Genomic DNA, 13,006 nt, shown 5'->3' with positions numbered 1-13,006 from the left:
GCTTGACAAATTTCGCACAGAGTGTAAAATGATAATAACAATTTAAAGTATGCATACTATTGTGGGCATACTTTGCGCAAGCAAAATAGGAGGATGTTATCATGTCTGAGAAAAAACAAAATGAGGGATTCAGTTCGCTCTTCGGGTTCCTGCTCACGGTAATCGGTTTTGCCGTCGGCGTAGGCAGCCTTTGGCGTTTCCCTTATGTCTGTGGAACCAATGGGGGTGCGTTGTTTATCCTTACATATGTGCTGGTCATTGTCCTCGTCGGTATCCCTTTGTTAACTGCAGAAATCTCGATGGGATATGTTTCGCAGAAAACAGCCATTGGAGCGTACAAGACTCTAAAGCCCGGCAGCAAGTGGTATACCGCCAGCTATCTGCATATCGTCGTGGCGCTGTTGATTTTCTGCTACACAGTGCCGATTTACGTATGGGTTCTGGCCTATATATGGAGAACTGCTACGGGATTTTTTGTAGGATTAGATGCAGAAGGCATCGCGCAGTCTTTTGAGGCTCTGTCCGGCGATCCGAAAACCATGTTTATATTCGCAATTATTAACTGGGCGTTAATCGCCATTATCGTCAGCGGAGGAGTGCAGAAAGGCGTAGAAAAAGTCAACAAGTTTCTGCTTCCCGCATTGGCCGTTATCATGGTTGTCTGTATCGTCATCGGGCTCAATGTGGAGGGATCGTCAAAAGGGCTTGCGTATATGTTCAAACCAGATCTCTCGTCTTTTTCCTTTGACGCGGTAACAGCTGCTACTGGCCAGGCATTTTTCGCCTTGGGCCTGGCTATGCTGGGGTCTATGATTTTCGGCAGTTACATCAAAGATAAAAAGGCCAATATTCTGAAGCAGGCTACGATTGTCAGCGGCTCTATCGTAGCGGCTGGTCTGGCGGCGGGCATGATGATCTTTCCGATGGTATTTGCCTTTGGTCTGGAACCAGGCGCGGGCACGGGCTTAACCATGATTACGCTGCCTAATGTGTTCAACTATATCACCGGGGGCAGAATTATCGGGACACTGTTCTATGTGGGTTTTTACTTCGCAGCCTTGTCATCTGCAATCGGTATCGGTGAAGCCATTGCTGCTGTCTTCATGGATCTTTTCCACATCAGCAGAAAAAAGGCCGTCGCTTTGGTTATGGCCTTTGCTGTGGTCATCGGCAGCTGCTCCATTTTGATTCCGGGATTCCTGGACACAGTGGACATCATCACGGGTAATTACTTGTTAGTCATCAGCGGCCTTTTAATTGACATCTTTGTAGCCTGGATTTGGGGCGCGGATAACTTCCTCGACGCGATTCACGTGGAAAAGAAAGCACTGCGCATCTGGCTCAAGGTCTCAGTAAAATATCTCTGCCCGATTGCCATTGTTATCATTCTGGTGGGAAATTTCTTACAGTAAATTCTAATTTCATTATAAGTCTTCTAAAAAGCCGCCATGCTGTTGATCACCGAATCAGCAGCATGGCGGCTTTTTGTCGTGTTTGCAGCCCCCCCTTGTTTGAGGGTTACGCATTTTAGGTGTATTATTGGCCTGCCAGATAAATTTTTTCAGGTTTTAAGCTGAATCCGCGTAACCTTCTGGCATGTCGAGCTCGGCAGTTACGCAGCGAGAAGAGGTTCTGGGGTCTGTTTCTTAACTTTTTGCAGTTTTTAACTGAATCTGCGTAACGGTCCCGGTACGTCTAGCTGCCGTGTTACGCAGAATGGGGAGTACGCCGGACGTAACGATAATTTCTAAGAATTTTGAAAATTTCCCCTTGACAAAATATTTTAGAAGGGTAAAATGAAACTATAAAATATGCATAGTGCACGATGCATAAGTTGATGAGAACAAACTGAGGAGGAATATGATGAGAAGTTTATACGAACCAATGAAGGCAGAGGGCCTTACTACACTGAAAATCAGATATGACTGGAAAAAAGACCAGTTCTGGATGGAAGCCATGAAGCAGTGGGAGCAGGATCTGGATTTCAGCAAGTACAACAAAGAATTCTACGTGGAAAGCATTTTGACAGAAGACGTGGTCTACCTGAACACAAAACAGGTGAGAGCACTGTACAAGAAATACGACCTGGAGGATTACCTGGATGAAATTCTCGACTTGATCAGACAGGGCAGACACTTTGGAATCGAGTGCTATTATAACGACAAGTATAACATCCGGTTCATGTGCCACCAGCACAGCCGCAAGCTGGGTGTCAACAACCGGCTGCACGCCACTTTGGCAGGCGGAATCAGACGTCATGATGTAAACGAAGACGAAAAAGAGGTCATTATCGACGGATTGAACCTGGGGCGAGGTATGAGTTTTAAAAACGTGGCCGGCAACCTGGCCTTCGGCGGCTGTAAAACGACGGTACAGATGGAGGAACTGGATCTTTCAAATCTGGAAATCATGGGATTCCTCGGCTTTGCCATCGACAACTGCAGAACCATGACCGGTCCGGATATGAACTTCCCGACAGAGATGGCTGATGTGGAAAACGCTAATTTCTCCATGAACTACACCAGCGGACCCAATTCACCACTGGGGGAAACGGGAAAACCTACGGCATATGGAGTCTATGTGACTATGAAGCAGGCGGTCAGATTTAAGGAAGGTACAGACAGTCTGAATGGAAAGACCATCACTTTGATCGGTCTGGGTGCAGTAGGCTGGTACTTGGGCGAATATCTGCTGCAGGAAAACGTCAAGCTTTACATAGCGGACTTGAATCAGGAAACTGCACAGAAATTTATAAACGAAAATCCTGGCAAAGACATAGAAATCGTATCCCTGGATGAGGCTTTATATATGGATGTGGATATTGTCAGCCCTTGCGCCATCGGCGGCATCCTCTACGACGACAACATTCCAATGTTGAAATGCAAGATCATCTGGGGATCGGCCAACAACCAGTTAAGAGCTTCCAGTCAGGAAGAAGAAATACGCATTGCGAAGCTGCTGGCTGACCGAGATATTCTCTTCCAGACAGAGTGGTGGCATAATACCGCCGGCGTCATCTGTGGTGCGCAGGAATACATGGAAGGCGAAAATGCAAGCTATGAAAAACTGACCAAGGTCATCGACGAAACCATGCCAAAGCAGACGTGGGATAACCTGACCAAGGCCGAGGCTTTAGGAATTACGCCGTGCGAGAACGTTTACAGGACTTGCCAGGACGTGATATACGGTAGATAACCGGGGAGGACATGATGTCAGAGAAAAAACAAAACGAGGGATTCAGCTCGATTCTGGGCTTTCTCCTCACAACCATCGGTTTTGCTGTAGGCGTGGGGAGCCTCTGGCGTTTTCCATATGTGTGCGGAACCAACGGAGGCGCGCTGTTTATCATCACCTACGTACTGGTCATCGTGCTGATCGGAATTCCCCTTTTGACAGCGGAGATTTCCATGGGTTACGTAACGCAGAAAACCGCAGTCGGCGCTTACCAGACTCTGAGGCCGGGAACAAAATGGTACACTTCCAGCTATCTCCATATTCTGGTGGCACTGCTGGTCTTCTGCTATACCGTTCCTATCTATGTATGGGTTCTGGCCTATATCTGGAGGACGGCGACGGGTTTCTTTTCCGGTATGGATGCGGCAGGCCTCGCAGACTCTTTTGCGGCACTGACCAGCGATCCCAAAACTATGTTTCTCTTTGCCGTCGTCAACTGGGTGATTATCGCTGTCATCATCAGCGGCGGCGTGCAGAAGGGCGTGGAGAAGGTGAATAAGTTCCTGTTGCCGGCATTGGCTGTCATCATGGTGGTCTGCATCGTAATCGGCCTCAACGTGGAAGGGGCGTCAAAAGGGCTGGCATACATGTTCAAGCCGGATATAAGCACATTTTCTTTTGACGCTGTAACCTCGGCAGTGGGGCAGGCATTCTTTGCCATCGGCATCGGCATGTTGGCCTCCATGATCTTTGATAGCTATATCAAAAATAAGAAGGAAAATATATTGAAGCAGGCTGCAATCGTCAGCACTTCCATCGTAGCAGCCGGAATCGCCGCCGGACTGATGATCTTCCCGATGGTATTTGCTTTCGGTTTAGAACCAGGGGCAGGCGTCGGCCTGACTATGATCACTTTGCCAAATGTCTTCAATTATATTTCTGGCGGGAGAATCATCGGTACTTTGTTCTATGTAGGCTTCTACTTTGCTGCACTGTCTTCTGCCATCGGCATCGGTGAAGCCATCGTGGCAGTGGTCATGGATGGCTTTCACATAAATAGGAAGAAAGCTGTCGCCATTGTCATGGCGTTCGCCGTGGTCATCGGCAGCTGCTCTATTCTGATTCCAGGCTTCCTGGACACCGTGGACGTCATTACCAGTAATTATCTGCTGGTCGTCAGCGGGCTGCTGATTTCTATCTTTGTAGGGTGGATTTGGGGAATTGACAACTTCCTCGATTCTATCAACGTACAAAACAAAGTCCAGCGCACCTGGCTGAGGATTTCAGTCAAATATCTGTGTCCAGTAGCAATACTGATCATTTTCATCGGTAATTTTCTATAACATCAATGGCGGCATTACATGGATGCTTGCCGCAAGAGCAATTCATTGCTTGCAAGTGAAGTGCTGTTTGCAGCACTTTGAAATAGAAGAACACTGTCGGACGAATTCGTCTGACAGTGTTCTTTTATCACATAAAAAATCGTCTGAAGGACATATTTTTAGTATTCAAAATGTTTGTCGTAGTGAATATAGATGAGTTTCTGGGCTCCCATGAAGTTGTTCTTCCTGACCGCATCGAGAATCTGCTGGTGCTCACTCAGATTGAATTCCCGGTTAGGTTCAGGATGCTGGTGGGTGTAGCGGGTCAGCAGATAAAGAATCGGGGACTTGGTATCGAATGTGTTGAGCAGATAATCGTTGCCTGTCGCGGCGACAAAGCATCGATCAAACTCGATAGCCTTAAATGCGTAATTCATATATTCCTTCTCCTTGAGAGCGCGCTCCTGTGCGAGAATCGCGTTTTCCATCAACTCTAAAAGATATTCAATTCGATCCTCTAAATAGCACGTAGTGTAGCAGCCGGAAATAATGGAAAAAAAGGTATGATCGATATCTTTATATAAATCCTCGGTGATATCGATGACTTGGACTTTGGAATTCAGCGTGGAAGTCACTAGACCTTCCACCTCTAAACGAGAAAGCGCCTCGCGAATCGGCGTGTTGCTGACGCCCAGCTCGTTGCTCAGCGCAGAAATATTGATCGTGTCGCCGAAGTCGTACTCCAGCGAGAAAATTTTCTCTTTAATGATTTGGTAAACCTGGTCTTTCATGCTGGTCTTTGTAATTGCCGTCATATCTGTCCCTCCCTGTTTCACTACAATTATACACTATTTGGCAGATAAAGTTAACAAGATTTTCGATGGCACTTTTGTTGACAACATACACAGTACATGTTATATTTGTATTTACAAACACGGTGTATGTATTTGAGGAGGTGTGAGATGCCGCGCAATAAATATCCGGAAGAAACAGTGCAGAAAATACTGGATGCTTCTCTGAAGCTCTTTCTTGAGAAAGGGTATGAGGAGACGACGGTCTTAGATATCGTAGATCATCTCGGAGGATTGACAAGGGGGGCTTTTTATCATCACTTTAAGTCAAAAGAAGAGGTTCTCGACGCCTTAGGGGACAAAATGTTCTTTGATAATAACCCTTTTGAAAAGGTGAAAAAGGAAAAAGGTCTGACCGGTCTGGAAAAGATGAAGAAAGTCATCAAACTGCAGTTTCAAAACCAGGAAATGCAGGAAGTGAACGCCATGTCTATTCACTTGCTAAATAATCCGCGGATTTTAGCTGACTTTTTGCAGAATCAGCAGAATGTAACCGCAGCGTATTTTGAGGAGCTTTTTCAAGAAGCCATAGAGGATGGCTCCATTAAAGACGTAAAATACCCGAAAGCCCTAGCCAGTTTTTTTACGATGATTGTAGACGTATGGATGATTCCTTCCATTTTTCCATGCAGCAAAGAAGAACTGACAGAGAAGCTTTACTTCGTCAAAGAATTATTTGAGGGCATGGGAATTCCCATCATTGATGAAGAAATCCTACAGGGGTCTTTACAGCAAATGGAGCGCCTTACAATAGAATAGAAGCAATGAAACTCCCAGAACCCTCCTCACAACATGAACGAGGAGGGCAGGGGCATTTTTTTCATCAAAATACATACAAACACCATGTATATAAAAGGAGAATGATTATGAAAAAGACAGATCGAGCCATTTCTGTAAAAGGGGTGTATAAAAGTTATCAAGAAAAATCAGTGTTAACGGATGTGAACTTTGAGGTGGAGAGGGGAACAGTTTACTCTCTTTTGGGCTCCAACGGCGCAGGGAAAACGACGACCATCAAGATGCTGACGACATTGCTAAGGCCAGATGCCGGGGAACTGCGGGTGAGTGGTCATGATGTGATAAGAGAGCCGGAAAAAGTGCGGGAAGTGATCAGCTTGACAGGGCAGTTTGCAAGCGTGGACGAATCGCTGACAGGTAGAGAGAACCTATTGCTGATTGGGAAACTCAATCATATCGCAGGTCCAAAAGAGAGAGCTGATGAACTGCTAGCCTATTTCAACTTGACGGATGCTGCTAATCGTTATGTATCGACCTATTCTGGAGGGATGAAAAGAAAATTGGATATCGCCATGAGTTTGGTCAATAGACCTGAGATTATCTTCTTAGACGAACCGACAACGGGTCTCGATCCGCAAAGCCGTCACAGCATGTGGAAGATTATTCGGGAACTGAAAGATTCCGGGGTGACGATCTTTTTAACCACACAATATTTGGAGGAAGCTGAGCAGTTAGCCGATAAAATCGGCATTCTGGACAAAGGGTCTATCCTCGTCGAGGGAACGGCACGAGAATTGAAAAACATGCTTCCCCAAGGTGTGGCAGAGTTCACCTTTGCCGATAAAGAAGCCTTTGCGCGGGCTTGCAGGCTTGTCAGTGAATTTGAAACGATGGAGACACAGGAAGAGAATAAGCTGACAATCTATACTGACGGAACAGCAAATATGCTGTCCCAGCTGTTCCAGAAGTTTGCTTCTAACAGGGGAGGAATCAAAGAATTCACGCAGAAGCACCCCACCCTTGAGGATGTCTTTTTAACGCTGATTGGAGAAAAGGAAGGTATAAAAAATGAAAAAACTTGTTAGCTCGTTTTACGATACAAAAACCATGGCTGGTCGATGTTTATTATTAACAAAACGAAATCCCGATATGATTTTGACCAGCTTTGTAGCACCTGTACTGATGATGATTCTCTTCGTCTATGTTCTCGGCGGAGCAATGAACGTAGGCAGTACCTCTTACGTCAACTATATTGTTCCAGGCATTATACTGCAGAGCTTGGGACAATGTGCGACGACCACGGCAATCAGTGTAAGCACCGATATAAAGACGGGCATCATTGATCGCTTCTGCACGATGCCGATCAAAAAATCCGCTATATTATCCGGTCATCTCTGGGAATCCTTTGCTAGGAACGGACTGACGACAGCTCTGGTAGTGGCGGTTGCTTTTCTTGTCGGTTTCAGGCCAGAAGCGAATTTTGCAGGCTGGCTGGTGGCGATACTGATCCTCTGTCTATATATCCAGACAATTTCGTGGTGTTCCATCTTCTTTGGCATCATCGCTAAAAGCCCAGAAGGGGCAGGCGCCTTTTCTGTATTCGCCATCGTCCTTCCATACATAAGCTCCGGTTTTGTTCCGACAGATACGATGCCGAAGGCTCTGCGGATTTTTGCCGAGCACCAGCCTATGACACCGATCATCGATACCTTGCGGGATGCTCTGCAGGGAAAAGCACTGCAGGCGGATATCGCGCTGACTGCCATGTTGTGGTGTGTATTTCTGTTGGCGGCGTTTTATGTCCTGTCAGTCAGAGCCTTTCAGAGAAAATATTAAAAACAGATTATTTTGAAAAATGTATTGACACAGACGGGAACCGGCGTTATAGTTAACTTAGATATTATGCATTGTGCACGATGCATGGTGTTGCGCAGAAATTAAGAGTGAAAAGGTTAATGACGGAGGTGAAATGATGTCAAAGATATCTGAACTGGCTGCAATTGTAGAAGCAGGGAAACTAGACGACGTGGTTCCTGCAGTACAGGCCGCCCTTGATGAGGGTAACGCACCCTTAGATGTACTGAACGAAGGGCTGGTAGAACCAATTAATATCCTGGGGGAGAAATTCCGGGATGGAGAGATCTACGTGCCTGAACTTCTGATTGCATCTAAGGGCATGAAGATGGGCGTGGAGGTAATCAAACCTCTGCTGGTGACAGGCGATATCAAAGTTCTTGGAAGATGTCTTTTCTGCACTGTAGCAGGAGATATGCACGATATCGGAAAAAATCTGGTTACTTTGCTCTGTGAGAGCGCAGGCTTTGAAGTAGTAGATCTGGGTATGGATATCGAGCCAGAAGATATCGTGGACGCTATAGAAGAAGATCCGACCATTCAGATTCTTGGGATGAGCGCCATGCTGACCACCACCATGTACGCCATGCAGGATACCATCGAGGCGCTGGAAGAGGCGGGGCTGCGAAATAAGGTGAAGATTATGGTGGGAGGCGCTCCGGTCAATCAGGAGTTTGCTGATAAAATTGGTGCAGATGGATATAGTCCCAATGCACCGATGGCTGTAGAGCTGGCAAAGAAACTGCTGGTCTGATGGAAAAGAAAGAAGGATGAATCATGAGAAAGCAATATCCATTACATTTAAATGCGGCCTCTCCTTTGGAATTTCTGAACCGGGAGGAGATGGAGAAAATACATAGCTGCGCACTGGAACTGCTGCAGGACACGGGTGCGGAAATCCAGCATAAAGGCGCAATTGAAATGCTGAAAAAAGCTGGCTGCTTTGTGAAGAGAAAAAGGGTGCATATTCCGCCAACCCTGGTAGAGTGGGCGTTGAAGCAGGCTCCGTCGAGAATCTTCCTCTACGATAGAGACGGAGAAATTGCTATGGATTTGTCAGAGCGAAACACCTATTTTGGCACGGGATCGGATTGTTGTAACCTGTACGATTGGGAGAGCCGGTCTCACCATACCTTCACAGAACAAGATATGATCGATGGTGCAAAAATCGCGGACAGCCTGGAGAATATCGATTTTCTAATGTGCCTGGGTTTGATGTACATGTATCCAGGAACTAGTTATGAGCATCAGTTTGCGGCGATGCTCCGCAATACGACAAAACCGATGGTCGTCACAGCGGCAGATAGAGAAAGTATCAAAAATATTGCAGAGATGATGGCCGTGGTACGGGGCAGTATGGAAGAAGCCGTCAACAAGCCGCTGATAATTCTATATGATGAACCGACATCGCCGCTGAACCATACCTTTGAAGCAGTGGATAAGCTGATCTATTGTGCCGAAAATCGTTTGCCCACCAATTACGCACCGGCAGTGATGATGGGAGGCACTGGTCCGATGACGATGGAAGGGGCTTTGGTGCAGTGCCTTGCTGAATGTATGACCGGCATTGTCATTCACCAGTTGTCAAATCCGGGAGCGCCGTTTGTCTTCGGAGGCTGTATTACTAACATGGATTTGAAAATTACTCAGCCGGCATATTCCTCACCTGAAGCCAATATGTGCTATTCTATGATTCCGCAGATCGGCCGTGAACTGTACCATCTGCCGACTTGGGGCATGGGCGGTGCCTGTGGAGCCAAGATGCCGGATGCACAGGCGGTCGCTGAAGGAACACAGCAGGCATATATTTCTGGCCTCTCCGGCGTCAACCTCTGCCACGACGTAGGGTTCATGAATTATGGCCTGACCTTTTCCTTTGAGTTCTTGGTCATGATGGACGAAGTGATCAGCCAGCTGCGCAGAGTCTTCTGCGGAGTTAATCTGACAGAAGAAAACCTGGCTATGGACGTGATTAAGACAGTGGGGCCGAAAGGATATTTTCTAGCTGAAGACCATACCCTGCGCCACATGAGGGAGATGTGGGAGCCAAAGGTTCAGGATCGAAACGAGCACGTCAAATGGGTAGAACTTGGACGGCTTTCCATGGAGGAACGCGCTCACGAGATTGTGCAGCAAACCATCAAGAATTATATACCAAAGCCTCTGACCGACGAGCAGGAGGCCGGCATTCAAAAGATCTTAGAGGCGGCAGATTCTGCCAGTAAGATCAAAGCATAGGAAAGGGTGAGGCAAAGACGTCTGTGACACGTCTTTGCCTTTTTTAAAGAGGGCGGCGCATATGAAAATCGGAATTGGAATTGATACAGGGGGAACTTGTACTGATGCGATTGTTTATCATTTTGAGGATAAGACAATTTTGGCATCTGCTAAGACGGCAACGACAAAAGAAAATCTCTCAAAGGGAATCGCAGCGGCGCTGCAGGGGCTTCCAACAGAATTTGTAAAACAGGCGGAGGTCATCGCCCTGTCTACAACCTTGGCGACCAATGCTTGTGTAGAGAACAAAGGCGGTCGTGCAAAGCTGATTTTCTTCGGTGTGAAGGCGGAAAATGTAGCGCGAACAGGGGCGGAATACGGTCTTACCACGGAGGACTCGCTGATTTTCATTGACAGCAAAACCAGGCCTGATGGGCAAATTGTGAAAAGACCTGACTGGATCCGATTTCGACGGCAGGTCAAGGAGACGCTGCGGGGCATCGAGGCAGTCGGTATTGTGGAGATGTTTGCAAAGAAATCAGGAGCGCCTTTGGAGAAAATGGCCAAGGAGATCATTCAAGAAGAGCTTGACATTCCAGTAGTTTGCGGACACGAACTCTTTGCAGAAAATAACATCGTGAAACGGGGTGCCAGTACCTTGCTCAATGCGCAATTGATATCCATCATTGCAGAATTCATGCGGTCGGTAAGGTCGGTCCTAAAAAGTATGGATATTGACGTGCCCTTTGTCATTGTACGAAGCGACGGCAGCCTGATGACAGAAGAATTTGCAAGAAAACACCCTGTAGAGACGCTGCTATGCGGCCCTGTAGCCAGCGTGAGAGGCGCCATGGAACTGAGTAGTGAAGAAGACGCTGTCGTGGTGGATATGGGAGGAACGACCACCGACGTCGCTCTTGTTAAAGAAGGCGTACCGCAGAATGCGGAAGAGGGCGTGCAGATTGGAAACTGGAATACCTTTGTTAAAGGCCTCTTTGTAGATACCATAGCATTAGGCGGAGATAGTGGTATCCGATTGGACGAAAATCATCAAATTTGCCTGGAAGACGAGAAGGTCATGCCCTTCTGCATGGCTGCTTCAGAATTTCCAGCGTTAAAAGAAACTCTTTACAGGATACAGACGGACAAGTCAATGCTGCTGACACAGAGAGAAGAAATTTATCTGGGCATCAAAGAGATATCAGACGGTTATACAGATTTAGAGAGGGGAATTGCTCAGCTGTTCTATAGAAATCCTCTGACCTTGGAAGATGCAGGCAAGCACTTGGGACAGACTTTGCTGAGGGTTCATCTCGCCAGATTGATAAAAGAAGGGGTTGTGATCCGCTGTGGCATGACTCCTACAGATGCCATGCATGTACTGGGAGATTTTGCCCACTATGATACAGAGGCTGCAAGATGTGGAGCAGCAAAGCTCGCCCGCATCAGAAGAGAATCCGTGGATTCTTTCTGCAGGCAGGTTTACACTGCGGTGGAGCGGAAATTATATTGTAATCTGGTCCGCGTTTTGCTTGAGGACCGAAATCGGAAGGTTAAGGATCTGGCGAAATTTGAGCCGTTTTCCGCTTTCATTGCAGACACCTTTGATGATGAGACAAAGAATAACGACTTTTTCTTAAACCTGCACTTTCAAACAAATGCCGCTCTGGTGGGCGTAGGGGCGCCAACCCATGTCTTTTTGCCGGATGTAGGAAGACGGCTGGGTGCCAGGGTGATTACCCCCATGTATTCAAAAGCTGCCAATGCGCTGGGCGCCATTGTTGGAGGTGTCAGCGCTAAAGCAGTTATCGAGGTTCTTCCCAACCGGGAAGACGGCTCGTTCATCATATGCGGCTGCGGGGAGAGACGGATTATGACCAATCTTCAGGAAGCAGAGGAAGCGGCCGTGACTGTGGCGATAGAGAAATCCCGCCAAGCGGCTTGCCAACGCGGCGGTGTAGAGCCCCTCGCCATTCAAGTAGAAGAAAAAGAAGAAATTGTAAAGACGGATTTCGGACCAGTGTTTATGGGATACAGAGTCAGTGCAAGGGCAAAGGGCGAACTTTGCTATGGTGTAAAAGAAAAAAGGCAGGTGGATCAGGGATGGGTGAAAAGATGACAGAAGTTCAGCTTCAGCTCAATGAAAAACAATGGCAGAGAGCCGCTTGTTATTTTGATGCCTATACCCATATTGCTATCAGCGACGTGCCAGAGAAATTCAAACCTTATGTTCTGCCGATGAAAGAAGTAATTTCTGATGAAGGAAGGCTGATTTTGAAGTATTGCTGGGAAGATGTAAAAGGGCGTGTGGAAGACGGTATTTTGCTGGCAAAGGGCGAGATGCTTACGAGTGAGATTATCCGCAAGGCTTATAAGGACACGAGAAAAGTTGTTCTCTTTGCGGCATCTGTAGTCAATATAGATCCGCTGCTAGAAAGACACGAGGATATGATGGAACAGTTTTTTCTCGAGTTTTGGGCAGTTTCAATACTCAGTGTGGCGAGAGAATGGCTGGTAGGGCAAGTTGAAACCACGTTAGCAGGCAGCGATTTGAAACAGACCAGCGTCTGGAGTCCGGGGCAGTCCAAGTTTGAGCTGTCCAACCAGGGAGCTCTTTTCAGACTGCTGCAGCCGGAAACAGTGGGAATCACCTTGGATCGGCATTTTCGCATGATACCGTTGAAATCCATATCGGGCACCATCGGTATCGTACCGGCAGAATCTGAGATAACAATGATTTCCTGCGACTACTGTGAACATGCGAAGACCTGCCCCGGCTACATGGGTCAGAAATACGCCGATATTGAAGGAAACCGTCGCCTGATATGAAAGAGGATTTCTATATTAAAA

The 13,006-nt window shown here is 47.1% G+C and carries 11 protein-coding genes; 10 read left to right on the top strand and 1 reads right to left on the bottom strand.

Translation table 11 applies throughout. From position 1 onward, the window contains the following. Positions 1–101 precede the first annotated feature (101 nt). The 3 genes from ACMQ5W_RS09570 (at position 102) to ACMQ5W_RS09560 (ending at position 4,517) form a co-directional block, all read left to right on the top strand. A complete protein-coding gene (locus tag ACMQ5W_RS09570) occupies positions 102–1,412 on the top strand; it encodes a sodium-dependent transporter (protein ID WP_419024984.1) in 1,311 nt (436 codons plus the stop codon). A 448-nt stretch (positions 1,413–1,860) separates the two neighbouring features. Further along, positions 1,861–3,195 carry a Glu/Leu/Phe/Val dehydrogenase dimerization domain-containing protein gene (locus ACMQ5W_RS09565; RefSeq protein WP_419024983.1) on the top strand — a complete coding sequence of 445 codons (1,335 nt, stop codon included), beginning with the start codon at positions 1,861–1,863 and terminating at the stop codon, positions 3,193–3,195. 14 nt (positions 3,196–3,209) lie between these two features. Further along, entirely contained in the window at positions 3,210–4,517 is a 1,308-nt protein-coding gene (locus tag ACMQ5W_RS09560) for a sodium-dependent transporter (protein WP_419024982.1), read from the top strand. A gap of 158 nt (positions 4,518–4,675) precedes the next feature. On the opposite strand, the gene ACMQ5W_RS09555 is transcribed toward ACMQ5W_RS09560, so the two are convergent. After that, complete coding sequence (locus ACMQ5W_RS09555; RefSeq protein ID WP_419024981.1) at positions 4,676–5,311, bottom strand: GntR family transcriptional regulator; 636 nt, start codon at positions 5,309–5,311, stop codon at positions 4,676–4,678. A 147-nt stretch (positions 5,312–5,458) separates the two neighbouring features. Here ACMQ5W_RS09555 and ACMQ5W_RS09550 point away from each other — a divergent pair, with 147 nt between their 5' ends. The 7 genes from ACMQ5W_RS09550 (at position 5,459) to ACMQ5W_RS09520 (ending at position 12,985) form a co-directional block, all read left to right on the top strand. Next, on the top strand, positions 5,459–6,106 hold the full coding sequence (locus tag ACMQ5W_RS09550; RefSeq protein WP_419024980.1) for a TetR/AcrR family transcriptional regulator: 648 nt from the start codon (positions 5,459–5,461) through the stop codon (positions 6,104–6,106). A gap of 107 nt (positions 6,107–6,213) precedes the next feature. Next, the gene (locus tag ACMQ5W_RS09545) at positions 6,214–7,170 is read left to right on the top strand and encodes an ATP-binding cassette domain-containing protein (protein ID WP_419024979.1); all 957 of its coding nucleotides are present in this window, start codon (positions 6,214–6,216) and stop codon (positions 7,168–7,170) included. Further along, positions 7,154–7,921, top strand: a complete 768-nt coding sequence (locus ACMQ5W_RS09540) for an ABC transporter permease (protein ID WP_419024978.1) — start codon at positions 7,154–7,156, stop codon at positions 7,919–7,921. Before ACMQ5W_RS09545 ends, ACMQ5W_RS09540 begins: the two co-directional genes overlap by 17 nt. Positions 7,922–8,054: 133 nt before the next feature. Next, the gene (locus tag ACMQ5W_RS09535; protein ID WP_419024977.1) at positions 8,055–8,693 is read left to right on the top strand and encodes a corrinoid protein; all 639 of its coding nucleotides are present in this window, start codon (positions 8,055–8,057) and stop codon (positions 8,691–8,693) included. Positions 8,694–8,716: 23 nt separating this feature from the next. Next, positions 8,717–10,177, top strand: a complete 1,461-nt coding sequence (locus tag ACMQ5W_RS09530) for a trimethylamine methyltransferase family protein (RefSeq protein ID WP_419024976.1) — start codon at positions 8,717–8,719, stop codon at positions 10,175–10,177. 61 nt (positions 10,178–10,238) lie between these two features. Next, the gene (locus ACMQ5W_RS09525) at positions 10,239–12,275 is read left to right on the top strand and encodes a hydantoinase/oxoprolinase family protein (protein ID WP_419024975.1); all 2,037 of its coding nucleotides are present in this window, start codon (positions 10,239–10,241) and stop codon (positions 12,273–12,275) included. Next, the gene (locus ACMQ5W_RS09520) at positions 12,260–12,985 is read left to right on the top strand and encodes a hypothetical protein (RefSeq protein WP_419024974.1); all 726 of its coding nucleotides are present in this window, start codon (positions 12,260–12,262) and stop codon (positions 12,983–12,985) included. Before ACMQ5W_RS09525 ends, ACMQ5W_RS09520 begins: the two co-directional genes overlap by 16 nt. Positions 12,986–13,006 lie beyond the last annotated feature (21 nt).

Source organism: Emergencia sp. (assembly GCF_048465375.1).
In the GTDB taxonomy this organism is placed as follows: Bacteria; Bacillota; Clostridia; order Peptostreptococcales; family Anaerovoracaceae; genus Senimuribacter.
Note: the sequence above shows the minus strand (reverse complement) of the source record. Positions and strands in the feature narration are given on the sequence as shown.